Source organism: Janthinobacterium tructae (assembly GCF_006517255.1).
GTDB classification, from domain to species: Bacteria; Pseudomonadota; Gammaproteobacteria; order Burkholderiales; family Burkholderiaceae_D; genus Janthinobacterium; species Janthinobacterium tructae.
This window is the reverse complement of sequence record NZ_CP041185.1, coordinates 2,324,878-2,347,643: the sequence shown is the minus strand read 5'-3', so window position 1 is coordinate 2,347,643 and position 22,766 is coordinate 2,324,878. Positions and strand designations below refer to the sequence as shown.

Annotated in this window: 23 protein-coding genes and 1 riboswitch; of the genes, 11 read left to right on the top strand and 12 right to left on the bottom strand. The window is 62.4% G+C overall.

Annotation, left to right across the window (positions count from 1 at the left end; all coding sequences use genetic code 11):
• Nucleotides 1-23 precede the first annotated feature (23 nt).
• The 3 genes from FJQ89_RS10280 (at nt 24) to FJQ89_RS10270 (ending at nt 3,801) form a co-directional block, all read left to right on the top strand.
• Entirely contained in the window at nt 24-2,171 is a 2,148-nt protein-coding gene (locus tag FJQ89_RS10280) for a S46 family peptidase (RefSeq protein ID WP_423245200.1), read from the top strand.
• Between the two features lie 231 nt (nt 2,172-2,402).
• The gene (locus FJQ89_RS10275; protein WP_168208435.1) at nt 2,403-3,155 is read left to right on the top strand and encodes a substrate-binding periplasmic protein; all 753 of its coding nucleotides are present in this window, start codon (nt 2,403-2,405) and stop codon (nt 3,153-3,155) included.
• Nucleotides 3,156-3,267: 112 nt separating this feature from the next.
• On the top strand, nt 3,268-3,801 hold the full coding sequence (locus tag FJQ89_RS10270; protein ID WP_205704595.1) for a hypothetical protein: 534 nt from the start codon (nt 3,268-3,270) through the stop codon (nt 3,799-3,801).
• 3 nt (nt 3,802-3,804) lie between these two features.
• Here the strand turns inward: FJQ89_RS10270 and FJQ89_RS10265 are convergent, their stop codons facing one another.
• From FJQ89_RS10265 to FJQ89_RS10255, 3 genes are all read right to left on the bottom strand, one after another.
• Entirely contained in the window at nt 3,805-4,296 is a 492-nt protein-coding gene (locus FJQ89_RS10265; protein WP_141170111.1) for a hypothetical protein, read from the bottom strand.
• An 87-nt stretch (nt 4,297-4,383) separates the two neighbouring features.
• Nucleotides 4,384-5,019: a class I SAM-dependent methyltransferase gene (locus FJQ89_RS10260; RefSeq protein WP_243136504.1), complete on the bottom strand. Its 636-nt coding sequence runs from the start codon at nt 5,017-5,019 to the stop codon at nt 4,384-4,386.
• Nucleotides 5,020-5,056: 37 nt separating this feature from the next.
• The gene (locus FJQ89_RS10255) at nt 5,057-5,695 is read right to left on the bottom strand and encodes a TetR/AcrR family transcriptional regulator (protein WP_141170110.1); all 639 of its coding nucleotides are present in this window, start codon (nt 5,693-5,695) and stop codon (nt 5,057-5,059) included.
• Between the two features lie 67 nt (nt 5,696-5,762).
• Here FJQ89_RS10255 and FJQ89_RS10250 point away from each other — a divergent pair, with 67 nt between their 5' ends.
• The 3 genes from FJQ89_RS10250 to FJQ89_RS10240 all read left to right on the top strand — a co-directional run bounded on the left by FJQ89_RS10250 (nt 5,763) and on the right by FJQ89_RS10240 (nt 7,506).
• A complete protein-coding gene (locus FJQ89_RS10250; RefSeq protein ID WP_141170109.1) occupies nt 5,763-6,281 on the top strand; it encodes a DUF2867 domain-containing protein in 519 nt (172 codons plus the stop codon).
• Nucleotides 6,282-6,346: 65 nt separating this feature from the next.
• Complete coding sequence (pnuC, locus tag FJQ89_RS10245; RefSeq protein WP_141170108.1) at nt 6,347-6,958, top strand: nicotinamide riboside transporter PnuC; 612 nt, start codon at nt 6,347-6,349, stop codon at nt 6,956-6,958.
• Nucleotides 6,958-7,506, top strand: a complete 549-nt coding sequence (locus FJQ89_RS10240; protein WP_141172735.1) for an AAA family ATPase — start codon at nt 6,958-6,960, stop codon at nt 7,504-7,506. The genes pnuC and FJQ89_RS10240 overlap by 1 nt, the downstream gene beginning before the upstream one ends.
• On the opposite strand, the gene FJQ89_RS10235 is transcribed toward FJQ89_RS10240, so the two are convergent.
• On the bottom strand, nt 7,503-9,665 hold the full coding sequence (locus FJQ89_RS10235; RefSeq protein WP_141170107.1) for a TonB-dependent siderophore receptor: 2,163 nt from the start codon (nt 9,663-9,665) through the stop codon (nt 7,503-7,505). The genes FJQ89_RS10240 and FJQ89_RS10235 overlap by 4 nt on opposite strands.
• An 85-nt stretch (nt 9,666-9,750) precedes the next feature.
• Nucleotides 9,751-9,848: riboswitch (TPP riboswitch) on the bottom strand.
• 66 nt (nt 9,849-9,914) lie between these two features.
• On the bottom strand, nt 9,915-11,072 hold the full coding sequence (locus FJQ89_RS10230) for an iron-containing alcohol dehydrogenase (protein WP_096236574.1): 1,158 nt from the start codon (nt 11,070-11,072) through the stop codon (nt 9,915-9,917).
• Nucleotides 11,073-11,214: 142 nt separating this feature from the next.
• Here FJQ89_RS10230 and FJQ89_RS10225 point away from each other — a divergent pair, with 142 nt between their 5' ends.
• Nucleotides 11,215-11,520: a ferritin family protein gene (locus FJQ89_RS10225; protein WP_243136503.1), complete on the top strand. Its 306-nt coding sequence runs from the start codon at nt 11,215-11,217 to the stop codon at nt 11,518-11,520.
• A 93-nt stretch (nt 11,521-11,613) separates the two neighbouring features.
• Nucleotides 11,614-12,093, top strand: coding sequence for an Imm26 family immunity protein (locus tag FJQ89_RS10220; protein ID WP_141170105.1), 480 nt, complete (start codon nt 11,614-11,616; stop codon nt 12,091-12,093).
• An 89-nt stretch (nt 12,094-12,182) separates the two neighbouring features.
• Here FJQ89_RS10220 and FJQ89_RS10215 read toward each other — a convergent pair whose 3' ends face one another.
• Entirely contained in the window at nt 12,183-13,541 is a 1,359-nt protein-coding gene (locus FJQ89_RS10215) for a sensor histidine kinase (protein WP_141170104.1), read from the bottom strand.
• A gap of 13 nt (nt 13,542-13,554) precedes the next feature.
• A complete protein-coding gene (ompR, locus tag FJQ89_RS10210) occupies nt 13,555-14,256 on the bottom strand; it encodes an osmolarity response regulator transcription factor OmpR (protein WP_232730910.1) in 702 nt (233 codons plus the stop codon).
• A 264-nt stretch (nt 14,257-14,520) separates the two neighbouring features.
• Here ompR and FJQ89_RS10205 point away from each other — a divergent pair, with 264 nt between their 5' ends.
• Nucleotides 14,521-14,910: a hypothetical protein gene (locus tag FJQ89_RS10205; RefSeq protein WP_141170103.1), complete on the top strand. Its 390-nt coding sequence runs from the start codon at nt 14,521-14,523 to the stop codon at nt 14,908-14,910.
• 167 nt (nt 14,911-15,077) lie between these two features.
• Nucleotides 15,078-16,937: a flagellar assembly protein A gene (locus FJQ89_RS10200; protein WP_168208434.1), complete on the top strand. Its 1,860-nt coding sequence runs from the start codon at nt 15,078-15,080 to the stop codon at nt 16,935-16,937.
• Here the strand turns inward: FJQ89_RS10200 and arfB are convergent, their stop codons facing one another.
• Nucleotides 16,938-17,336 carry an alternative ribosome rescue aminoacyl-tRNA hydrolase ArfB gene (gene arfB / locus FJQ89_RS10195; protein ID WP_034779396.1) on the bottom strand — a complete coding sequence of 133 codons (399 nt, stop codon included), beginning with the start codon at nt 17,334-17,336 and terminating at the stop codon, nt 16,938-16,940.
• A gap of 196 nt (nt 17,337-17,532) precedes the next feature.
• On the opposite strand from arfB, the gene FJQ89_RS10190 reads away from it, so the two are divergent.
• A complete protein-coding gene (locus FJQ89_RS10190) occupies nt 17,533-18,003 on the top strand; it encodes a chemotaxis protein CheW (protein WP_141170101.1) in 471 nt (156 codons plus the stop codon).
• Between the two features lie 38 nt (nt 18,004-18,041).
• Here FJQ89_RS10190 and FJQ89_RS10185 read toward each other — a convergent pair whose 3' ends face one another.
• The 4 genes from FJQ89_RS10185 to FJQ89_RS10170 form a co-directional block, all read right to left on the bottom strand.
• A complete protein-coding gene (locus FJQ89_RS10185) occupies nt 18,042-20,033 on the bottom strand; it encodes an ATP-binding cassette domain-containing protein (protein ID WP_141170100.1) in 1,992 nt (663 codons plus the stop codon).
• Between the two features lie 136 nt (nt 20,034-20,169).
• Nucleotides 20,170-21,060: a 50S ribosomal protein L3 N(5)-glutamine methyltransferase gene (gene prmB, locus FJQ89_RS10180; RefSeq protein ID WP_141170099.1), complete on the bottom strand. Its 891-nt coding sequence runs from the start codon at nt 21,058-21,060 to the stop codon at nt 20,170-20,172.
• Nucleotides 21,061-21,114: 54 nt separating this feature from the next.
• Nucleotides 21,115-22,251, bottom strand: coding sequence for a succinyl-diaminopimelate desuccinylase (dapE, locus tag FJQ89_RS10175; protein WP_141170098.1), 1,137 nt, complete (start codon nt 22,249-22,251; stop codon nt 21,115-21,117).
• A gap of 34 nt (nt 22,252-22,285) precedes the next feature.
• A complete protein-coding gene (locus FJQ89_RS10170) occupies nt 22,286-22,642 on the bottom strand; it encodes an ArsC family reductase (RefSeq protein ID WP_141170097.1) in 357 nt (118 codons plus the stop codon).
• Between the last annotated feature and the right edge of the window lie 124 nt (nt 22,643-22,766).

Here is a 22,766-nt window from a genome sequence, read left to right as displayed (position 1 = left end):
TGCTATTTATGGAGGGGCATATCTTGTTCAAAACAATCGTTTTACCAGTCGCCTTGTTGGGCGCGTTCGCCGGCGCACACGCCGACGAAGGGCAGTGGCAACCACACCAGCTGCCACAGCTGAAAGCTGATCTGAAACGGGTCGGCATTGAAATACCTGCGGAAAAACTGGCCGACCTGAGCAAGCATCCGATGAGCGCCATCGTGTCGCTCGGCGGTTGCTCGGCCGCTTTCGTCTCCGACGCGGGCCTGGTGGTGACGAACCACCACTGCGCGTATGGCGCCGTGCAGCGCAATTCCACGCCGGAACATAATTACATCACCAACGGCTTTCTGGCCAAGACGCGCGCCAGCGAGCTGCCGGGCGGTCCGAACAGCCTCGTGTATGTGACCGACAAGGTCGAGAACGTCAGCGAGCGCGTGCTGAAAGGCTTGACGGCCGACATGACGGGCCGCGCGCGCCACGAAGCGGTGGAAAAGCGCGTCAAGGATCTGATCGCCGAATGCGAAACGGACAAGATGTACCGCTGCTCCGTGCCCGCCTTCCACCGCGGCCTCGAGTACTACCGCATCCGCCAGATGATGATACGCGACGTGCGCCTGGTGTATGCGCCATCGGACAAGATCGGCAACTTCGGCGGCGACATCGATAACTACGAATGGCCGCGCCACACGGGCGACTACTCGTTCCTGCGCGCCTACGTGGGCAAGGATGGCCGTCCGGCCGATCCGTCGCCCGACAACGTGCCGTACAAATCGAAGGACTTCCTGGTGGTGTCGGCCGAAGGCTTGAAAGCCGGCGATGGCATCTTGCTGGCAGGCTACCCCGGCCGCACCAGCCGCTACAAGCTGCCGGCGGAAATCCGCTTCGCGCGCGATACTGCCTTCCCCCTGAAAGTATCCGAACTGCAAGCCGACCTGGCCGTGATGGCCGATGCCACCCATGGCGACGCGGCCGCTGCCGTGCGCTATGCGAGCGTGGTGAAGAGCATTAACAACGTGCTGAAGAAAACCCAGGGCTTGCTCGACGGTTTCGCCCGCAAGGACATCGCCGCCATCAAGGACGTGCAGGATGCCGAATTCCGCGCCTGGTACGCCAGGCAGCCGAATGTCTCGACTACCCTGCTGGCAGAACTGGACGCGGCGATCGCCAGCGACATGGCCTTGAGCGAAGAAGAGTTCGCCTGGTCCGTGGCCACCAACAGCGACTTGCTGAAAAGCGCGCGCACCATCTACCGTTTGTCGCTGGAGCGCCAGAAAGCGGACGCCGAGCGCGAATCGGGCTTCCAGCAGCGCGACCTGGCCTTCATCAAGGCCCGTTTGGCTCGCCTGGAACAGTCGTATGTCAACCAGGTCGACCAGGCGCGTTTTGCCGCGGGCCTGAAGCGTTACGCGCAACTGGCCGCGAAGAGCCATCCGCAAGGCCTGGACGCGCTGCTGCCGGCGCCAGCGGCCGTGCCGGCCCTGTACCAGCAAACGCAGCTGGCTGATACGGCCAAGCGCCTGGCCTGGCTGGAAAAGGATCAGGCTGCCGTGGCCCGGTCTGACGACGCCTTCATGCAGCTGGCCGTCAAGTTGCAGCCAGTGGAAATGGCGCTGGAAGAGCGCCGCAAGGAAATCGACGGCAACCTGGAACGCGTGATTCCGCAATACATGCAAGCCGTGATTGCCTGGAAAAAGTCGCAAGGCAAGCCGGTGTACCCTGACGCCAACTCGACCCTGCGCGTTACCTACGGCACGGTATCGCCGTACTCGCCGCGCGATGGCATCACCAAGGGACCGTTCACGACCGTAGAAGGCATCGTCGAGAAAGTCACGGGCAAGGCGCCGTTCGAAGCGCCGCAAGGCCTGATTGATGCCGTCAAGGAAAAACGCTACGGCCAGTTCCGCGACCCGGTGCTGGGCACGGTCCCCGTCAACTTTTTGACCAGCGCCGACACCACGGGCGGCAATTCCGGCTCGGCCGTGATGAACAAGCGTGGCGAACTGATCGGCCTGAACTTCGATTCGACGTATGAATCGATCACCAAGGACTGGTACTTCGACACGGCCATCACGCGCGCCATCCACCTCGACATCCGCTACATGCTGTGGGTGATGAAGGAAGTGGACCACGCGGATAACTTGCTCAAGGAAATGACGATCAAGTATCCGAAAGCTGCCAAGAAGTAAGTATCAGCTTTAACTTCAACTCGCGCTAGCGCAAAGCCGCATCCGCCGTAAGGCCGATGCGGCTTTTTTACGCTTGCAGATGGCGCCGCCCGTTCCTTGCCCCGTTCCCACCAGGCGCGGCCCTTCCAGCAGCACAAAGCTGATGGAAAATTGATCGTCATGTAGTGCATCCAGGCCAATCGGGCATACACTATGCACGGGATCCATGGACTTCACGCATCTAAAAGAGTGATGAAAATGAAAGTTGTCAGGCTGTTTGCAATTCTCGCTATCTTGCTGGCGCTGCCTGGCCAGGCGCTCGGCGAACCGCTCAGGATTGCCACCATTCTCGGCCCGCCATGGGGATTCATGGGGAGCGACGGCCAGCCCACCGGCATGATGTACGAAATCGGCAATCGCATCGCGGAAGTTGCCGGGCTGCGCTATACCAATTCCCTTGTTCCTTATCCCAGAACCGCCGCCGATATTGAAAACGGGAGCGCTGACGTAACCATACGCTTCGGCAACGATCAAATGGCGCGCGGCGCCGTGCCGGCAGGCGTCGTCGTGTCCATGCCTGTCATCCTCGTGGGCCCATCCGGCAAGAACTACAGCAAGCTGAGCGAATTGCACGGGAAGACCGTCGGCGTGGTACGCACCAGCAAATATGTGGAGCAATTCGACACCGACAATGCGATCCAGAAGTATCCCGTTAATGACTATGTCACCATGGCAAAAATGTTGGCAATGCGACGTTTGGACGCGGGAGTGGGGTCGAGTATGGGCCTGTTTTATGGCGTGTACATGGCCGGCGTGAAACCGGAAGACATAGGCGTTCCGCTCGTCTTGGGTAGCAACGATTTCATTTTGTTTGTTTCCAAGAAAACCGCAAAGCCGGAAACGACTCGGGCACTGAAAGAGGCGCTCGATAAACTCTCGGCTAGCGGCGAGATCAAACAGATCATGAGCAAGTACAGCAAGTCATTCAGTCTGTCACAGAGATAAACCGTCCCTTGGCGCCCATGCGCGCACTGCACACATGCTGCCGTCTGCCGCGCGGGAAGTGCCACGTATAATTGCTTTACCATTTACCGCTATTCTTTTTCGACTGGCCCCCATGCCCCAGACTCCCGATTTGCCGCCGGATTGGCACGCATTTGAAACGGCCTATGACGTTGAAGCAACCTGGTTCAGGCTGGCCAGCGCCTCGCTGGCGCTGCTTGGCGCGTCCGCTTTCAAGGATCAGCCATTTTCAGCCTTTGCCTTCAACGCCGTATCGTTTCCCTCCCTTTCACTGAGCTTTGACACCGATTCCGATAACCGGCAGCGCGATGACTATCCTCCGGACTGGTCGAACGAGTGCATGGAAGACGATGTGCCGGAAATTGGCCAACTGTGGGAGGACGGCCACGCAAGGATCGAAGGCGCGCTGCGCGAGCTGATCGATGCCGCCGATGACGAACTGCTCTGCGCCATCGAAGAGGGCTATCTGCACAGCCTCAGGAAAACCATGGTGCGGCTGGAAGCGAGCCATGCTTTCGAGCAAATCAAGACGTGCGCGCCGTTCTGGACCGTGGTCACGCAAGTCGATGCCGATACGGATGAAGAGGAGCGCCTGCTCGAGCAGGCGCGCCTAGGCCTTCTGGCGTGAGCGCTATAGCAAGGCTTGCCATGCGCGGACTTGCCCGTCCGTAAGTACTGGCCCCCAGCCGCCACGCAGCGCCGCATCGTGTTGCGCATAGTGTTCAAGCTGCGGTATGCCCACCGCATGCCGGACGCAGATGGCAAAGACGGCTTCCAGCTGGCGCCTGCTTGCCGCAAGGTCATCGCCATACCAGCTACAGGCGCTTGTTTCCAGCACATGCTGCACAAGTTCCTCCAGCGCGCCGGACAGGTGCCCGGGTATGGACATGCGTACGTCCTCCGGCCATGGGTCGCCCATGCCCGTCACTGCCAAGGATGCAAAGCCGCGTTCCCAGGCTGCAAAATCCCCAGGCCCTGCCTGCGCCAGTTTCCACACGTGCCCGGCGAACGCGGACAGCGCCGGATGGTGAATGTCAAAGCGCCGGCAAAAGCGTTGCAGACACGTCACGGCAATGCATTGCCTGGCAATTACTGAGAGCGTGTCTATCGATATGTCATGCATAAATAATGGTGTTTCAAAAAAATAATGGCTAGCCTCGGCTGAATGCGCGCCCTGTCAATCCCCTGGCGCACGCTGCTTCAGATCGAATCATTTCTCAAAGACAATCCAGGACCAGCTTACCCCCGCCTGGCGATTCTGCTGCTGAACGGATGGCGCCTGCGTACTCAACATCAATTTAAGCTGATATCGCATCGCGAGGTCTGTTGTTTCATTGGCAGAGACATCAAAGATGCGACGGCCTTCAGGGGCTGGGCCATGCCTCAGGGACATGACGAGCATGGCGCCGGGCTTGAGCAACTTGCTGATATTGCCCATCGCCTCGATCCTTTCTTTCGCTGCCAGATGCATCCAGACGGCCGCGACGACAATAAGGTCATACTTGGCAGGACGCGCTCCTAGCGTGGAAAGAGCGGGGAGGCTGTCGTTCACCCATTCGATGTTGGCCAGGGCATGCGCCTTCATGCCCGCTGCGCGGAAGGCTGCAACGGGCTCAAGCGCGGTCACTTTGTGGCCTGAGCTTGCAAGCCACGCAGCGTCGCCGCCTGTCCCGGCGCCGATGTCGAGCACGGCGCTTGATATCGTCGGCAAGAGATGACTGACGGGCCGGTATTTATCAAGGAATGTTACGTTGTCGTATCGTGCAATGAGCTGCCCTGCGTTTTCTGCATAGCCCTCGGTGCCCGGGACAGTAGATGACTCCATGGGATCCTGCATTTCCTGCATTATCAGTCGGCTCCTCTGGCGATGTCCATTTCTGCAGTCATAAGGGCTTTTCTTCCGCTTGCTGATGCGCCTGCCGCAACGCCGCCACCGGCAACTGAAAAAAGCGCGGCACCATCGCTGGCGACAGCTCGTCGCCGCTGTCCGCCATGGCCAGGCGGCCGCTCAGCAGCAGCATCACGTAGCCGTGGCCCAGCGACCAGCCGGCGCTGGCGGCGGCCTTGTCCCAGCGCGCATCGAGGCCCGCTTCGCGCACGGCCGCGCCGGCCGTCTGCAGCACATACTGGAAGCACGCTTGCGCCGCTTCCTGCAGGGAGGGGAACTGGCGCACGTCCTGGTGCTCGAACATCAGCCGGTAGTGGGCAGGTGCGGCCAGGGCGAATTCGATGTATTGCTGACCCAGCAGCTGAAAACGCTGCTCGGCGGGCAGGCTGCCCGGCGGCGGCAGTTCTGCCTCCCATTTGGCGATCAGGCTGGCGAAGCCGGCCGCCGCCACGTCGGCCAGCAAGGCTTCCTTGCTGGGGAAGTGGCGGTACACGGCGGCGATCGAAACGCCCACCGTGCGCGCCAGTTCGCGCAGCGACAGGGCGGCGTCGTGCTGCTGCGCCAGTTGCGCGATGGCGGTGGCGACCAGGGTGTCGCGCAAGTTGCCGTGATGATAGGTGCTCGTTGTTGTCATTTTATGTTATCGCTGTTCACATTGTCGTGTATGATGGCCATGTTATCACTGAACACATGGAGAGCACATGCAAGAGATGAACATCGCCGTCCGCGCCGTGGCCTTGCCGCCCGGTGCCAGCATCGCCCCCTTGTACCCGGGCAGCAACCTGGCAGACGCGTATGCCGTCGACCTGCCGACCGCGCGCGCGCGCGAACTGGACATGGAAAGCCTGGCGCGCCAGCTGCTGGGCAGCCAGCCGGGCTGGGCGCGCAAGCTGATGGTGGTGCGCGACGCCATCGTGGCGCGCTTCGGCATCCGGACGGCCAAGCAGATGGAAGCCAGGCCAGGCAAACGCATCGGCATCTTCCGCATCTTTACCGTCAGCGACGACGAAATCATCGTGGGCGAGGATGACAGCCACCTGGATTTCCGCATCTCGGTGCTGCGCAACCGGGGCACGGGGCGGCATGGCAGCGTGACCGTGGCCAGCGTCGTGCATTGCCACAACGGGGTGGGACGCGCCTACATCCTGCTGATCCGGCCTTTCCACAAGCTGATCGTGCAGCGTTCGCTGGCGCGCGCCGTCAAGGGCGGCTTTGCCTGAGCAGGCAATCTTGCTTATTCATGGCTGGTATTGCATACTGCACCACCAGCCTCATCACGATTCCCATGAACGATACGCTTCTCCTGCTGGGTTTTGCCACCACGCCGCTTGAACTGATTTCCTTTGTCCTGGCACTGACAACCGTTGCGCTGAACATCCGCCAGAACCACTGGGCGTGGCTGTTCGCCATCATTTCCTCGGCCGCTTACGGTTTCGTCTTTTTCGAGTCGCGCCTGTATGGCGACATGGCCTTGCAACTGCTGTTCATCAGCGTCTCGTTCTGGGGCTGGTACCAGTGGCTGCATCCGGCCAGCGGCGGCAAGACGCTGCCCGTGACGCGCCTCGATGGCCGCGGCTGGCTGGCCTGCGCTGCGGGCTGGCTGATCGGCTTCCTGCTCATTGCCTGGCTGCTGACGACGACGGACACGGACGTGCCGCATGCGGATGGCTTCCTTACGGCAGGCAGCCTGGTCGGGCAATTCCTGTTGTCGCGCAAGAAGCTGGAAAACTGGATCGCCTGGATCGTCGTCGACGTGCTGTATGTCTGGCTGTACCTGCACAAGGGCCTGACCCTGACGGCCGTGCTGTATGGCTTCTTCGTCGTGATGGCCACCATCGGCTTGCTGGCGTGGAGAAAGTCGGCCCCGGCCGCGCCCGATGCGATGGTCCTCAAGTGATGGCGCCTTGCGTGCGCGTGGCTATCCTGGGCGCGGAATCGTCGGGCAAGTCGACCCTGGCGGCCGCCCTGGCCGAGTGCTACGGCACCGTCTGGGTACCGGAATACTTGCGCGAATTCGTGGCAACGCAGGGCAGGGTGCCCGTCGCGGCCGACCAGTATGGTATTGCGCGTACGCAAGTCGAACGCGAAGCGGCAGCCGCCGCGCAAGCGCGTCAATTCCTGTTTTGCGACACCACGCCCTTGATGACGGCCGTCTACAGCCGCCATTATTTTGATGGTGCGGACGCGCAGCTGGCGGCGCTGGCCGATGCCACGCAGTACGAAGTGACCCTGGTGACGGCGCCCGACAGCCCGTGGGTGGCCGACGGCTTGCAGCGCGAGTCGGAAGCCGTGCGCCAGCTGATCTACCGCTACCTGCTCGACGAGCTCGACGCGCGCGGCATCGTCTACCACGTGCTGCACGACAACCTGGAGGCGCGCCTGGAACAGGCGGCGCCTTTGCTGCAGCAGGCGCTCGCTGCAGCGCCTGCCATTTCCCTCAATTAAAAGTCAAACTGCGCTGAAAGCTTGAACGTGCGGCTGGCGCCCGGATACAGATAACCATCCGATTCCGGCGTCACGTCGCGCCAGTAAAACTTGTCTGCCACGTTGTTGACGCTGGCGCGCAGCACGGCTGCCTTGCCCGCGATGCGCGTGGCCCAGGCGGCGCCCAGGTTGAACACGTTGTACGACGGCACGAAGGTCGTGTTGTTGTACTCAAACGCTTTCTTGCCCGCATATTCCCAGTTGCCATTCACGCTCAAGCCCGCCACCTGTTGCACGGCATAGTCCGCATGCACGGCCGCCTTGAAGGCGGGCACGTTGGGTACGCGCTTGCCATCGAGGTCCGCATTGCCCGTGCCCGACTGCTGGCTGTTCAGGGCCGTCACGGAGGCACCCAGGCTCAGGTTGGCCGACGCCTTGCCCTGGGCCGACAATTCCAGGCCCCGGTGCTGCGCCTGGCCTGCGCGCACGAAGTTATATTTTTTGGGCTGCAATGCCAGTGGCTGGTTGAATTCCAGGCCCTTGCGGATCTGGAACAGGCTGGCCGCCAGCATGAAGTCGGGCGTTACATCCATCTTCACGCCCAATTCGATCTGCTTCGAACGGCTGGGCGACAATTCCACGTTGGCGTTTTCCGCCTTGCGGTCGGCCGTGCCGCCATGTTCCATGCCCTGCGAGTAGGCCGCATACACGGAGACATTGTCGAGTGGGGTGTAGACGAGCGCGACGTTGGGCAGCAGGAAGTCGTGCCTGGCGCGGATCTCCGTGTCGGCCTTGAGCACATACTGGTAGCCGTCGACATCGATATGGCGCAAGCCGCCATGCAGTTTCCAGTTCGGCGTCAGACTGATGATGTCCTGCACGAAGACGGAGTTTTCCGTATCCTTGCGTACCAGGCGCACGGGGCCTTGCACTCCCGTCGACATATCGACGATTTGCGGGCGGTAGATATTGCTCACGCCAGCCCAGTCGTACACGTACAGGCCGGCGCGGTCCTTGCGGCGGAAGGTCGAGACGCCGGCCGTGAATTCATGGCGCAGGCTACCGGTGGCGAACTTGCCCTGGATCATGGCTTGCGCGCTCAGCGGCTTTTTCGTCTCGCCCAGGCTGCGGTAGTCATACACGTCGTAGTCGCCATTGCCGCAGAAGCCAGGGTACAGGTCCTGTCCGCTGCAGCCGTACGGGAAGGCGGTGTAGTCATCGCGCTTGAACGAGTGCTGGTTGGCCGACAGGGTGGCGTGCCAGTTGTCATTGAACGCGTACTGGAAGCGCAGGCCGAGGTTGCTGGTGACGGTTTCCACGGGGCGCGTCCACGGCTGCCGGTTGAGCATGGCGTCGGCGCTGATGCCGGTCGGCAAGCTCGTGTTATTCAGCAGCTGGAAGCCGGGCGCCGTGGCCTGCGCCTTGTCCTGGTAGTCGGCATCGAGCTGCAGCAGCGCTTGCGGCGAAATCTGCCAGTCGAAGGCGCCGGAAATGAACTTGCGGTTGCCGTCCGCACCCTTGATGTAGGAGCGCAGACGCTCGGCCGCCACGTTGACACGGTAACCGAAGCGCGTGTCTTCCAGGCGGCCGCCCAGGTCGACGGCGCCGTACAGGGTGCCCCGTTCGCGCGTTTCCACGGTGACGGTGCGCAGCGGCGCGTTGGTCGGGCGTTTGACGATGAAGTCGATCACGCCACCGGGCGCGGCCACGCCTGCCTGCAAGCCGGCCAGGCCCTTCAGCACTTCGATGCGTTCCTTGTTTTCCAGCGGAATTTGCGTGTCGCCAGGAATGGCCACGCCATCCTTGCGGTAGCTGGAATTGTTATCGAGCTTGAAGCCACGGATGGAAAATTGCTCCGCATAGCCGACGGCGTTGTAGGCATCGTTGATGCTGGTGTCGAGCTTGACGGCGTCGCTGAGATTGCGGATTTGCAAGTCCTGCATGTCTTTTTGCGAAATGACGGTGACGGACGCGGGTGTCTGCAGCAGCGGCGCGTCGGAAAAACCGCCCACGGAGGCGCGCTTGGCGGCAGGCGCCTTGCTGGCCGTGACGACGACTTCAGCCATGCTTTGCGTGTCGGCCGGCGCTTCGGCGGTGTCATTCGCGGCCAGGGCGGGCGCGGCAAACGCGTGCAGGATGGCCAGGGTCAAAACGGAAATAGATAAATTCGGTGTGGACATAGATTGCTCGTGGTTCAAGCCGTCTCGGGAGGGAGCACGGCAGGCTGCTTGTTCGGCTGGCGCCAACGCAGGAGCTATCAAAGGAGGGAGGTACTTTGCGCTTTCCTTCGCTGGCATTATCCAGATCAGGTACGAAGGGTATCTCTCACCCGGATGACTGCTCCAGGACCCCTAGCGAAATGACAGCTTAGCATGAAGCACGGCCAGCTGTCCCGCTGGCTGACCGTTTTACAACAGTGTGGTGCGAATCTACAAACTGAGTTCGAGCACCTTGCGGCTGACGGCGGGCGTCACTTCGCGCTGTTCGCCCAGCGCCGTCATGCCGTGCGCTTCCAGGGCGGCGACGACGGCGTCCACGCTGGCATGGTTCAGTCCGTAGTCGGCCAGGCGCGTCTTGACGCCCATGTGGCGGAAGAAGAATTCCGTGCGTGCGATGGCTGCCTCGATGCGGCCATCCTCGTCGCCGCCGTCGAGGCCCCAGACGCGGGCCGCGTATTGCAGCAGCTTGGCGCGCTTGGCCTGCTTGCGCACGCGCAGCATGCTGGGCAGGATGATGGCCAGGGTTTGCGCATGATCGAGCTCGTACAGGGCTGTCAATTCGTGGCCGATGGCGTGCGTGGACCAGTCTTGCGGCACGCCCACGCCGATCAGGCCGTTCAAGGCCAGGGTGGCGCTCCACATCACGTTGGCGCGCACGTCGTAGTCGTCCGGGTGCGACAGGGCTTTCGGGCCTTCCTCGATCAGGGTCAATAAAATGCCTTCGGCGAAGCGGTCCTGCACCGATGCATTCACGGGGGTGGTCAGATACTGTTCCATGACATGCGCAAACGCATCGACGACGCCATTGCCTACCTGGCGCAGCGGCAAGGTGAACGTTTTCGACGGGTCCAGCACGGAAAATTTCGGATACACCTTGCGACTCATGAACGAGCGCTTTTCCTGCGTGGCCTTGCGCGTGATCACGGCCGAGCCATTCATCTCGGAACCGGTGGCCGGCAAGGTGAGCACCGTGCCGAAGGGCAGGGCGGCCTCGACGATCTTGCCGCCTTTCGCCAGGATGTCCCACGCCTCGCCCTCATGCAGGGCGGCGGCGGCGATGAATTTCGTGCCATCGACCACGGAGCCGCCGCCGACGGCCAGCAGGAAATCGATGCGCTCGCTTTTCACGAGGGCCACGGCCTGCATCAGGGTTTCATAGCTGGGATTGGGTTCGATACCGGCAAATTCCAGCACCGTGTGGCCAGCCAGCGCCGCCCTGACTTCATCGTAGACGCCGTTGCGCTTGATGCTGCCGCCGCCGTAGGTCATCAGGACCCGCGCCTGCGGCGGGATCAGGCCGGCGATGGCGGCGATCTGGCCCTGGCCGAAGAGGATTTGCGTCGGATTGTAAAAGTCGAAATTGAACATGGGGCTCCTGCCGCTGAGGTTTAGGCTGTTGCTGAGTCATGATTATGGCCGAACGGGTGGAAACGTGTCGTGGACGCTTGAGCTTTTCGCCCGCGCGGTGGAGAATGCAGCCGATGTCTCCACCACGCGAAAAGGAATGCGCATGACCACCGTCCCACTGGAAGAATCGGGCTTGCCGGCCACGGCACTCGACATGCACCGCGCCATCGGCGCCACCATCGCCGCGCTGCACGCGCTGGACTTGAACAGCCAGCGTTTCGAGGCGTGCACGGACCCGGAATTGCGCCGCGTGCTCGCGCATGCGGGCGACACCAGCCGCAAGGAAGCGGCCATGCTGCTCGAATGGATGCGCCGCCGCGACGCGCGCCTGGATACGGCCATGAAGGAAGCGCTGTTCAAGGCGGGGCCGATTGTTGCTCAGTATCACTATGACGAGAAAATAGTGTAACTATTGGTCTGTTGCTGTGGCGTACCATGCGCCACATAGCCCTTGCTTCGCGTAGACTGTGCCCCGAACACGATTTTGGGGGAGTTTGCAGAAATGAAATCATTACCATACCGGGAAGGCAGCTGGTTTGCTGTGCCCTTGCCGGGCGGCGGCTATGCCGCCGGCGTGGTGGCGCGCCGGGCGCCTGCCGGGCGCATCATGCTGGCGTATATGTTCGGGCCGAAGCGCGACAGCCTGCCTGCGCTGGAAGAGCTGGAAGGCTTGCGGCCAGAACAGGCCGTGCGCCGCCTGCGCACGGGCGACATGGCCCTGCTCAACGAACGCTGGCCCCTGCTGGGCGACAGCCTCCACTGGGAGCGCAATGCCTGGCCCATGCCGGCCTTTATCCGCCGCAATGAGTCCTTGCAACGCGCCTGGCGCGCCAGCTATGCGGATGCCGACCCTGCCAAGCTGAACCGTGAGGAATCGATCCCCTTCGATACGCCGGGCATGGAAAGCGATTCCCTCTACGGCTACGGGGCGACGGAATTGTTGATGGATAAATTGCTGGCGCAGGAAGCGGCGTCGGTTTGACCGTTGTGGGGCAGCGTAGGTCGGATTAGCGAGGCCTTGCCTCGCGTAATCCGACAACATTGTTGGCCAAGGCCGCTGGTGGTGTCGGTTTACGCCGCTGGCAAGCTGATCTGAAACGCCAGGCCGCCGCCTTCGCGGTTGCGTACCTGCAATTCGGCGCCATGGCGCAGCAGCACGCGGTCGACGATGGCCAGGCCCAGGCCCGCACCGTTGGCTTGCCCGCGCGCCGTGTCGAGGCGGGTGAACGGTTTCATCAGTTGCTCGATCTTTTCCGCCGGCACGCCTGTGCCGTGGTCTTGCACCTCGATAATCACCTTTTTCGCGCCGTGGCTGGTGCGCAGATGGCAGGCGATATCGATTTCCGTGACGTCGCTGCCCGGCGTCTTGCCATAGCGGCGCGCATTCTCGATCAGGTTGTTCAGCACGCGGCGCAAGTCGGTGGGGTTGCCCATCGCATGCGCGCCTTCGGCGATGCTGGCGTTGATCTTCACGTCCGGCAGGCGCATCGCTTCGCGCGTCATGTCGAGCAGCAAGCCGCTCAGGTCCACGTCCGTAAAGCTCGACGTTTCCGTCGGCTTGGCATAGTCGAGGAACTGGCCGATGATGGCGTCCATTTGCCCGATATCGGACTGGATGCCTTCGCGTGCCTCGTCCGACAGGTTGGCCATTTCCACTTCCAGCTGCATGCGCGCCAGCGGCGTGCGCAAGTCGTGCGAGATGCCGGCCAAAATCACGGCGCGGTCCGATTCCACCTGTTTCAAGTCATCGACCATCTGGTTGAAGCTGCGGTTCGCCTCGAGGATTTCGATCGGGCCTTTTTCCGGCAGCGGCGCCGGCTGCTTGCCCTTGGCGATGTCGCGCGCGGCCGCCGTCAAGCGCGACAGCGGCAGATTGATCAGGCTGGAAATGATGGCCGCGCCCAGCAGGGACAGCAGGGACACCAGGCTGGCCCAGCCCAGCCACTGGAAGCCCGTCAGGCCGCGCAGGCGCTCGCGGTCCAGCATCAGCCAGTACTCGTCGTCGTCGATCTTGAAGCTGACCCAGAAACCGGCCACGCCGTTGACGCGCGCGGAAAAGCGCGTGTCCTTGCCCAGCTTGGCTTTCACCTGTGCCTCGATCTCGGGCATCAGGTAATTGTCGGGCGGCGGCTCGATGCGGTCGTCCTCTTCCAGCGAGAAGATGCGGATGCCTTCATTGCTGACGAGGTCGAACAGCAGCTCGCGCCGCAGCTCGGGCGCCGAGTGCGTCAGTGCCGCATGCGTGATGGTAACGACGGAAATGATCTGGGCGGAAATCTGCTGCGCCTGCGGCTCACGCTGGATGACGGAAATCATGCCGATCCAGGTGATCATGCTGACCGTGGTCAAGGTGCCGAGCAGCAAAAAGGTGCGCCAGAACAGGCCGCTTTTCAGCCGCGCCAGGCTGATATCGGGAACAAGCTTCATCATGCCTCGCCTGCGATCAGCGCGGCTGTCCGTCCGGGATGAAGACGTAACCGAGGCCCCACACGGTCTGGATGAACAGCGGGCTCGACGGATCGGGTTCGATCAGTTTGCGCAGGCGCGAGATTTGCACGTCCAGGCTGCGGTCGAACACTTCGTATTCGCGTCCACGCGCCAGTTCCATCAGTTTTTCACGCGACAGCGGCTGGCGCGCATGGCGGGCAAACACTTTCAGCACAGAAAACTCGCCGGTGGTCAGCGGCACCGTTTCGCCACTCTTTTTCAATGTGCGCGTGCCCAGGTCCAGCACGAAGTCGCCGAATTCGAAGGTTTGCGGTGTTTCCGACGGTGCGCCCGGGATTTCATCGGGACCCTTGCGGCGCAGCACGGCGCCGATGCGGGCCACCAGTTCGCGCGGGTTGAACGGTTTCGGCAGGTAGTCGTCGGCGCCCATTTCCAGGCCCACGATACGGTCCACATCTTCGCCCTTGGCCGTCAGCATGATGATCGGCGTCTGGTCACCCGCGCCGCGCAGGCGGCGGCAGATCGACAGGCCGTCTTCGCCGGGCAGCATCAAATCGAGCACCAGCAAGTCGTAGCGTTCGCGCAGCCACAGCTTGTTCATGGCCGTCGCGCTCTCTGCCGTGAAGACATTGAAACCCTGTTCGGTCAGGTAGCGGCGCAGCAGGTCGCGCAGGCGCACATCGTCATCGACCACCATGATTTTCGCCTGGTGGCCGTGGATCGATTGCGTAGGCGTGTTGCTGCCGGAAGTGGAGGTTGTGGTCATTTAAGGTGTCGTGTTATCTTATATTAGTTGCTATAGTAACGCCTCGCGTGGCGTCGGCAAGGGGGTAGGGCGACCCATTACAAAGTGTTACAAACTTTACCCAATTACTCTTACTGCACCGTGTAAAGCATCATACACTGGGGCCACAGTGGAAATCAGCTTTAAGTTTATACGGCATCGCGGAAGAGGAACTCAATGAATATCTTTACTAAAAAAATTCACACCGCTCCCAGCGCAGCTATTGCTGCACGTACGACTGTGCTGTCCGCATTTGCCGTTTGCTCCGTGTTTGCCGCCAGCCTGGCGCTGGCACAAAACCAGCCGCCGCCACGCCGTGACGACCAGCCGCAAGTACAGGCCCAGCGCTATGAACAGGTACAGCGCACCAGTAGCAATGATACGCGACTGCGCGAACAGCGTGACGCACGCAGTTTCGACACGCGCGCCGAAGAGCAGCGCCGCGCCAGCGAAGGCGCCGACGCCTCGCGCCGCACGGGCCGCATGACGCCCGACGAGCGGCGCGACCTGCGCCGCCAGATCAACGAAGTAGGGCAAGATATTTACTCCAACCCGCCGCGCCGCTAATTATTTAGACATCGCGCACCCCATCCCACAGGGCCATCTCGCAAGACATGGCCCTGTTGGCATCTGGCAAGCACATTTTTGCCGAGTCAGGCACACCGCCACGCCCCGTGATATTGTTCTAGTGCATTGAGGCAATTCTCTGAATGTGTTGCTGGGGGAGACAAGGCGTGAGCGACGACGACACACCCGTTCCTGAGGCGGTCCCCGCAGGCGCCTTGCCGCGCGGCCTGGTCCAGCGCGACGAGGGCGTGTGTCTCGACCTGTCGCTGGCGCCAGCGCAGTTGCGCGCCGCCGTCGACCAGCTGTTCCAGTCGGGGCAACTGCTGGCCGGTCTCGACTACGCTTTATTCCTGCTGACCCTGTTCCATGCCCCCGCGCCCCGCGCCGCGCCCAAGAGCGATGCCTTGCTGCGCATTGCCGCCCGCGTGGCGCCATTCCCGGCCCAGCGCCGCGCACTGTATAAACAAATCAAGATCCGCGGCGACAGCGCCGAGTTCTACTTTGAAGCGCTGTCGCCTGACGCGGATGGCCAGGTGCCGGCGCGCCGCGAGTTTGACGAGCTGGTGGCTGACCTGTGGTGCAAGGGCGTGCGCTATGGCATCGATGGCGCGGCCGTGCGCGCCATTCTCGGCAGCGGCAAGGCCGAGCGCATTACCGTGGCGCGCGCGCTGCCGCCGCAGCCGGGCCGCGACGCGCAGCTGGTCGAAGTGTCGCAAGGCATCCACCGCGACGATGCGCCGCGCGAACGCTCCGATGGCCGCCTGGATTTGCTCAGTTTCAAGAACCGTTTTCCGCAAGTGAAAAAACACGCGCGCCTGCTGCGGCTGCTGCCCGGTGCGCCCGGCTTGCCCGGCTACGACCTGGACGGTACGCTGCTGCCGCCGCCCGCGCCGCTGGAGCTGGACCCGGCGGCGGTGGCAGGGGCGGGCACGGCGGTCGAACGCTTCAGCGATGGCGATTACGTGGTGGCCACCCAGGATGGCTATGTGAATGTCGATGCGCTCGGCAAGCTCTCCATCGAAAACAAGATCGTCAGCCGCGAAGGCGTCAGCAGCCGTACCACGGGCAACTTGAAGCTGCGCGCCGCGTACGAGGAATATGGCGAAGTGCAGGAGCAGCGCCAGCTCGACGGCAGCGACATCACCATCCATGGCGACGTGTACGGCCACCTGCACTCGCATGGCGGGCTGATATGGCTCCAGCGCAATCTGGTGGGCGGCACGGCCTTCAACGAGCACGGCGACGTGCGCGTCGAGGGCGTCGCTTCCGGTTCCGTGCTGCAGGCGCTGAGCGGCGAAGTCCACGTGAAGCGGGCGGAAAGCTGCGTCATCGCCGGCACGCGCGTGGTGATCGAGCATGCCAGCAATTGCGAGATCATCGCCGACGAGGTCGTCATCGAGCTGGCCGAAGGCTGCGCCGTGGCGGCACGCACCATCCGCATCGGCAGCGCCGGTCCGCGCAAGCAGGTGGAGATGCTGCTGTTCCCGCTGGTGCCCGATTTGAGCGCCCTGGACCAACAGATCGCGGAAAGCCTGGCGAAGGCCGCGCACTATCAGCAGTTGCAGCATAAGCGCCAGCAGGAAATCGATGCCATCGCGCATTTGCCCGAGGTGCGCAACTACCTGACGCTGGCGGGCCAGCTGCGGCGCGGCGAGCTGCAGCTGCAGCCGGCGCAGCAATTGCAGTACGACAAGCTGGCGGCGCGCATCGCTCCCGTATTGAAGGAAGTGGCGCGCCTGCGCGTGGAAGTGAAACAGTCGGAAATCCTGCACGGGCAAATGCTGGCCCTGGTGGCGCAAGTGCGCCAGCAGCGGCAAGCGACGGCCGGCCAGTCGCGCTGCAGCCTGGGACTGGTCGACGGTGAAACGGTCGTGCGCGCCATGGTCGTGCCGCCTGGGCCGGCCAAGGTCTACGACCGGCCGCCGAAGGAGATCAAGGCGCTGTTGCGCAGCGCCACGCCGGCCACGCAGAGCGTGTTTGCGGACAGCACAGGCAGCCTGGACTGGACTTACCAGCCGCCGCCGTAATCAGTCGATCACCTTGCCGCGCGACTGTTTCAGCACGCTGTGCGTGCTTTTGCTGTCGAGGCGGCGCCGCTGCGAGCTGCGCGTGGGCTTGGTGGCGCGGCGCACGGCGGGCAGGAAGGTGACGCTGTCGATGATTTCCTGCAAGCGCCGCAAGGCTTCTTCCTTGTTCTGCTCCTGGCTGCGCGACTGCTGCGCCTTGAGCACCAGCACGCCATCCTTGCTGATGCGGCTGTCGCGCAGGGCCAGCAGCCGCTCCTTGTACGCTTCCGGCAGCGACGAGGCGGCGATGGGGAAGCGCAAATGGATGGCGCTGGACACCTTGTTGACGTTCTGCCCGCCCGGCCCCTGAGCGCGGATGGCGGAAAATTCAACTTCAGCGGGATTGACGAGGTGTTGCATGGCCTGCCTGTGGGGAAACGATGGGGGTATTGTAAGGGAAGATGGCTGCGCCGGCGCAAGGCCGGAGCGGCCAGTCGATGATGTCTTCCGGGAAAGTTGATGTTTCTCAACGCCGGGTGCGGCGATGCTGGTTAGCATGGGGCTAACGTTGCGCCACTGCGCATCCTGGCAGCGCTTACCGGATGAAAGGAACACCATGCAGCCGACGACCACGCCTGGCGCCGCAACGGCCCAATACTTGAGCTTCCGGCTGGGCGGCCTGGAATACGGCCTCGACTACCGCTGCGTGCGGGAATTGCGCCCGCTGAAGGAACTCGACCGCTTTTCCTCGGAAGGGGAGGTGCTGCGCAGCGTGGCCGTCTCGCGCGGCGTGATCATCCCCATCGTCGACATGCGCGCCGCGTTCGGCAGCGCCCAGGGTACGCCCGACCCGTCCACTGACGTGATCATCTTGCAGCTGAGCAATGGCGTGATGGGCATGGTGGTCGATGGCGTCACAGACATCGTCAGCCTGGCCGCCAGCGACATCGCCGCCGTGCCCGGCCTGGGCGCGGCGGAAGCCGATTATCTGCTGGGCCTGGGTACGCTGGCGGGACGCAGATTGATCCTCGTCGACATCGACCGCCTGATGGCCATCCGCAGCCCCGGCCCCATGCAGGCGGCCTGAAAAAAAAGACGACCCGGAGGTCGTCTTTGTGTTGTGCGTTAGCCGAGTTTCTCTAACTGATCCTGCAGATCGAGCCATTCCGCTTCCAGCTGCGCCAGGTCCTTGGTGAAGAAGGTCTGATCGGCCAGCAGTTGCTTCAGCTTGGCCTTGTTGGCGGCGTCGTAGATGGTCGGCTCGCCCAGCTTGGCTTCCGTTTCCGCCTTTTGCGCGTTGCGCTTGGCAATCTGCTCTTCCTGGCGCTTGATCTTGTTTTCGATCGGCTTGCGCAGGGCGGCGGCCTTCTGGCGGTCTTCCGCTTCCTGGCGCTTGTCGCGCACGGGCGCGGCAGGGGCGGCGGCTACAGCTACCGGTGAGACGACTGGGAAGTCCGTCTTGTTGGCCTTGCCGGCGGCCGGCAGCACGTCCGTGCCCTTGCCCAGCTTAGTCTTGAACAGCCAATCCTTGTAATCGTCCAGGTCGCCGTCGAACGGTTGCAGCTTGCCGTCGGCCACGATGATGAATTCGTCGGTGGTGGCGCGCAGCAAATGGCGATCATGGGAAACGACGACCAGGGTGCCTTCGAACTGCGCCAGCGCTTCCGTCAGCGCTTCGCGCGTTTCCAGATCCAAGTGGTTGGTCGGTTCATCGAGCAGCAGCAGGTTCGGACGTTGCCAGACGATCAGGGCCAGCGCCAAACGGGCTTTTTCGCCGCCCGAGAATGGGGCGATCGAGGCGGTGACCATGTTGCCGGGGAAGTTGAAGCCGCCCAGGAAGTTGCGCAGTTCCTGCTCGCGCACGGTAGGGGCGATCTTCGACAGATGCCACAGCGGCGATTCGTCGTGGCGCAGCATTTCCACCTGGTGCTGGGCGAAGTAGCCGATGTTGAGGCCCTTGCCCATGGTGGCGTCGCCCGTCAGCGGCATCAGTTCGCCGGCGATGGTCTTGATCAGGGTCGACTTGCCGGCGCCGTTCTGGCCCAGCAAGCCGATACGCTGGCCGATCTGCAGCGAAAACTTGATGCCGTTGACGATGGTTTTATGCGTGATTTCGCCCGTCGCTTCGTTTTCGATCTTGTAGCCCGCGTCGACGTCTTCCATCACCATCAGCGGGTTCGGCGCGGAGAGTGGCTCGCGGAATTCGAACGAGAATTCGGCGGCGGCGCGCAATGGCGCCAGCTCTTCCATCTTCGCCAGCGCCTTCATGCGGCTTTGCGCCTGGCGCGCCTTCGAGGCTTGCGCCTTGAAGCGGTTCACGAACGATTCCAGGTGGGCACGCTTGCGCTGCTGCTTTTCCAGCGCGCCGGCGGCCAGGATCATCTGCGCCGCACGCTGGCGCTCGAAGCTCGAATAGTTGCCCGAGTAGCGTTTCAGCTTGCGTTCGTCGATATGCACGACCACGTTGACCACTTCATCGAGGAAGTCGCGGTCATGCGAAATGATCAGCAAGGTGCCGGCATAGCGCTTGAGCCAGTCTTCCAGCCAGATGATGGCGTCCAGATCCAGGTGATTGGTCGGTTCATCGAGCAGCAGCAGGTCGGACGGGCACATCAGCGCTTGCGCCAGGTTCAAGCGCATGCGCCAGCCGCCGGAAAAACTCGCCACCGGTTGCTGCATCTGGTCCAGCGTGAAGCCCAGACCCAGCAGCAACTGTTCGCCGCGCGACTGCACCGTGTAGGCGTCTGCATCGGCCAGCGCGCTGTACATGTTGCCGATGGCGATGCCGTTTTCCGTGCTTTCCGGTTGCGACTCGAGATGCGCCAGCTCCGCTTCCAGTTTGCGCAGGGTGATGTCGCCATCGATCGCGTAGTCGAGCGCGGCACGGTCCAGCGGCGGCGTTTCCTGCGCCACGTAAGCCACGCGCCATTTGGCCGGGAAATCGATCTCGCCCTGGTCAGGGTGCAATTCGCCACGCATCATGGCGAACAGGCTCGATTTGCCCGCGCCATTGGCGCCGATCAGGCCGATCTTGTCGCCCGGATTGAGCGTGACATCGACTTGTTCGAGCAACGGTTTGATGCCGCGCATCAGGCTTACTTGTAGGAAACGTATCATTTTTTTCTTTGTAAAGGCTGGGAATGAACCCGCGCCGTAAAATTCAGGTAGGTCGGATTAGCCCGAAGGGCGTAATCCGACGGGCAGCATGCACATTTGTCGGATTACGCTACGCTAATCCGACCTACCAAGTCGATCACACCAGCTTGAGCTGTTCGGCCGTCAGCAGGAATACCATGTCGTCGCCGGCGCTGGTTGTCAGCCAGGTCAGGCCCAGCTCGCCGAAGGCCGCTTCCGCGTAGGCGCGTTCGTTGCCGATTTCAATCATCAGGATGCCGTCGTCCGTCAGGCGTTCGGCCGCGCCGGCGATGATCTTGCGCACCAGGTCCATGCCGTCGCTGCCGCCGTCGAGGGCGATTTGCGGTTCGGCCAGGTATTCCTGGGGCAGCGTGCCCATCGACGCGGAATTCACGTATGGCGGGTTGCTGATGATCAAATCATATTTCTTGGCCGGCACATTGGTGTACAGGTCCGATTCGATCAGCTTGACGCGGTCTTGCAATTTATACGTGTCGACGTTGCGCTTGGCGACGGCCAGGGCGTCGGCGGAAATGTCCACCGCGTCGACGCTGGCGTTGGGGAAGGCGTCGGCCATCATGATGGACAGGCAACCCGAGCCGGTGCACAGTTCCAGGATGTTTTCCACCGCTTCCGGTTCCGCCACCCATGGCGAAAAGTATTCAGGGATCAGCTCGGCGATGAAGGAACGGGGCACGATCACGCGTTCGTCGACGTAGAAGTTATAGGTGCCCAGCCAGCCTTCCTTGGTGATGTAGGCTGCCGGTACGCGGTCGATGCTGCGGCGGTCGATGACCGTCATGACGCTGGCGATTTCCGACGGCAGCAGCTTGGCGTCGAGGAACGGTTCGAGCTTGTCGAGCGGCAACTTCAAAGTGTGCAGGATCAGATAGGCCGCTTCGTCGAACGCTTCGGCGCTGCCGTGGCCGAAAAACAGCTTGGCGGTGTTGAAACGGGTAACGGCGTAGCGCAGCAGGTCGCGTGGCGTGGAAAACGGGTTCGGGGTCATGGCATTCTCGAAAAGACGGTGTTCTGGCCCGCCGTGACGGGCCTCGGTGCTGGTTCAGACGGGCAGCAAATGCTCCAGCGTGCGCCGGTAAATATTCTTCAGGGGATCGATGTGGCGCAGTTCGATGTGCTCGTCGATCTTGTGAATACTTGCATTGGGCGGCCCGAATTCTATCACTTGGGGGCAGATTTGCGCGATAAACCGGCCATCCGAGGTGCCGCCCGTGGTCGACAGCTGCGTCATAATGCCCGTTTCCGCGTGAATCGCGGACGACAGCGCATCGGAGAGGGTGCCGCGCGGCGTGAGGAAGGGCAGGCCGCTCAGGGTCCACTGCATATCGTATTGCAAGTCATGCCTGTCGAGGATGGCATGCACGCGCGCTTGCAAGCTTTCCGCCGTGCTGGCCGTGGAAAAGCGGAAATTGAAATCGATCACCATGTCGCCCGGAATCACGTTGTTGGCGCCCGTGCCGGCGTTGATATTCGACATTTGCCACGAGGTCGGCAGGTAGTACTCGTTGCCCGCATCCCATTTTTCCTCGACCAGGTCGGCCAGCGCCTGCGCCGCTTCGTGGATCGGGTTTTGCGCCAGGTGCGGGTAGGCGATATGGCCTTGCACGCCCTTGATCGTCAAGCGCCCCGACAGCGAACCGCGGCGCCCGTTCTTGATCATGTCGCCCAGCTGCGCGCTCGACGTCGGCTCGCCCACCAGGCAATAATCGATCTGCTCGCCGCGCTCTTTCAACTTGTCGCAGACGATGACGGTGCCGTCCGTGGCCGGGCCTTCCTCGTCGCTGGTGATCAAGAAGGCGATCGAACCTGTGTGCTCGGGTGTGGCGGCGATGAATTCCTCGCAAGCCACCACCATGGCGGCGATCGAGGTCTTCATGTCGGCCGCGCCACGGCCGTACAGCTTGCCGTCGCGCTGCGTGGGAATGAACGGCAGCGAGCGCCATTGCTCGACGGGACCGGTCGGCACCACGTCCGTATGGCCGGCAAAGACGAACACGGGGGACGTCGTGCCACGCCGTGCCCACAGATTGGTGACGTCGTTCGACTGTATCGTCTCGCAGACAAAGCCCAGCGGCGTGAGGATGTCGATCAGGTGCTGCTGGCAGCCCTTGTCATCGGGCGTGACCGAGGACAGGGCGATCAGTTTTTCGGTCAGGGCGAGGGTTTTGGAGGTGGTCATGGTGTAGAGCGGGGTGCTTCTGTCTAAGTAAAAATTACAGCCCAAAAATGGCTGCGTACTGTGCATCTGAAAACGCCACGCTGAACTTGCCATCCTTGTCCAGTACGGGGCGCTTGATGATGGACGGGTTTTCCAGCATCAGTTCCATGGCGCTGGCCGCATCGGTGATCGATGCCTTGCGCTCGTCGGACAGGGCGCGCCAGGTCGTGCCTTTCCTGTTGACCAGCACATCCCACGGCAATTGCCGCAGCCATGCCTCGACGGTGGCGCGTTCCAGGCCCTGCTTCTTGAAGTCGTGGAAGGTGAAATCGAGTTGCTGCGCAGCCAGCCAGGTGCGGGCCTTTTTGACGGTATCGCAATTGGGGATACCGTAGAGTGTAATGGTCGTCATGGGTAGGGCCAAGGGGAATGAATGCGGTTCGCTTGATCGCGGCGCTTGCGCCAGGACAAAATGCGATGGTAGCCGCCATTATACAGTCGATGCGCAGTCGATGCGGCAGTGCAACACGGCCTGG

Bases quoted from the DNA above. Each gene is read 5' to 3' on its own strand.
- FJQ89_RS10190 (WP_141170101.1), top strand. From the start codon at position 17,533: ATGCAGCCGACGACCACGCCTGGCGCCGCAACGGCCCAATACTTGAGC.
- FJQ89_RS10250 (WP_141170109.1), top strand. From the start codon at position 5,763: ATGCAAGAGATGAACATCGCCGTCCGCGCCGTGGCCTTGCCGCCCGGT.
- FJQ89_RS10235 (WP_141170107.1), bottom strand. From the start codon at position 9,665: ATGTCCACACCGAATTTATCTATTTCCGTTTTGACCCTGGCCATCCTG.
- FJQ89_RS10275 (WP_168208435.1), top strand. From the start codon at position 2,403: ATGAAAATGAAAGTTGTCAGGCTGTTTGCAATTCTCGCTATCTTGCTG.
- FJQ89_RS10215 (WP_141170104.1), bottom strand. From the start codon at position 13,541: ATGATGAAGCTTGTTCCCGATATCAGCCTGGCGCGGCTGAAAAGCGGC.
- FJQ89_RS10170 (WP_141170097.1), bottom strand. From the start codon at position 22,642: ATGACGACCATTACACTCTACGGTATCCCCAATTGCGATACCGTCAAA.
- FJQ89_RS10240 (WP_141172735.1), top strand. From the start codon at position 6,958: ATGGCGCCTTGCGTGCGCGTGGCTATCCTGGGCGCGGAATCGTCGGGC.
- FJQ89_RS10185 (WP_141170100.1), bottom strand. From the start codon at position 20,033: ATGATACGTTTCCTACAAGTAAGCCTGATGCGCGGCATCAAACCGTTG.
- arfB (WP_034779396.1), bottom strand. From the start codon at position 17,336: ATGCAACACCTCGTCAATCCCGCTGAAGTTGAATTTTCCGCCATCCGC.
- FJQ89_RS10230 (WP_096236574.1), bottom strand. From the start codon at position 11,072: ATGTTCAATTTCGACTTTTACAATCCGACGCAAATCCTCTTCGGCCAG.
- FJQ89_RS10225 (WP_243136503.1), top strand. From the start codon at position 11,215: ATGACCACCGTCCCACTGGAAGAATCGGGCTTGCCGGCCACGGCACTC.
- dapE (WP_141170098.1), bottom strand. From the start codon at position 22,251: ATGACCACCTCCAAAACCCTCGCCCTGACCGAAAAACTGATCGCCCTG.
- FJQ89_RS10270 (WP_205704595.1), top strand. From the start codon at position 3,268: ATGCCCCAGACTCCCGATTTGCCGCCGGATTGGCACGCATTTGAAACG.
- FJQ89_RS10220 (WP_141170105.1), top strand. From the start codon at position 11,614: ATGAAATCATTACCATACCGGGAAGGCAGCTGGTTTGCTGTGCCCTTG.
- FJQ89_RS10205 (WP_141170103.1), top strand. From the start codon at position 14,521: ATGAATATCTTTACTAAAAAAATTCACACCGCTCCCAGCGCAGCTATT.
- FJQ89_RS10265 (WP_141170111.1), bottom strand. From the start codon at position 4,296: ATGCATGACATATCGATAGACACGCTCTCAGTAATTGCCAGGCAATGC.
- prmB (WP_141170099.1), bottom strand. From the start codon at position 21,060: ATGACCCCGAACCCGTTTTCCACGCCACGCGACCTGCTGCGCTACGCC.
- FJQ89_RS10260 (WP_243136504.1), bottom strand. From the start codon at position 5,019: ATGCAGGAAATGCAGGATCCCATGGAGTCATCTACTGTCCCGGGCACC.
- ompR (WP_232730910.1), bottom strand. From the start codon at position 14,256: ATGGTGGTCGATGACGATGTGCGCCTGCGCGACCTGCTGCGCCGCTAC.
- pnuC (WP_141170108.1), top strand. From the start codon at position 6,347: ATGAACGATACGCTTCTCCTGCTGGGTTTTGCCACCACGCCGCTTGAA.
- FJQ89_RS10255 (WP_141170110.1), bottom strand. From the start codon at position 5,695: ATGACAACAACGAGCACCTATCATCACGGCAACTTGCGCGACACCCTG.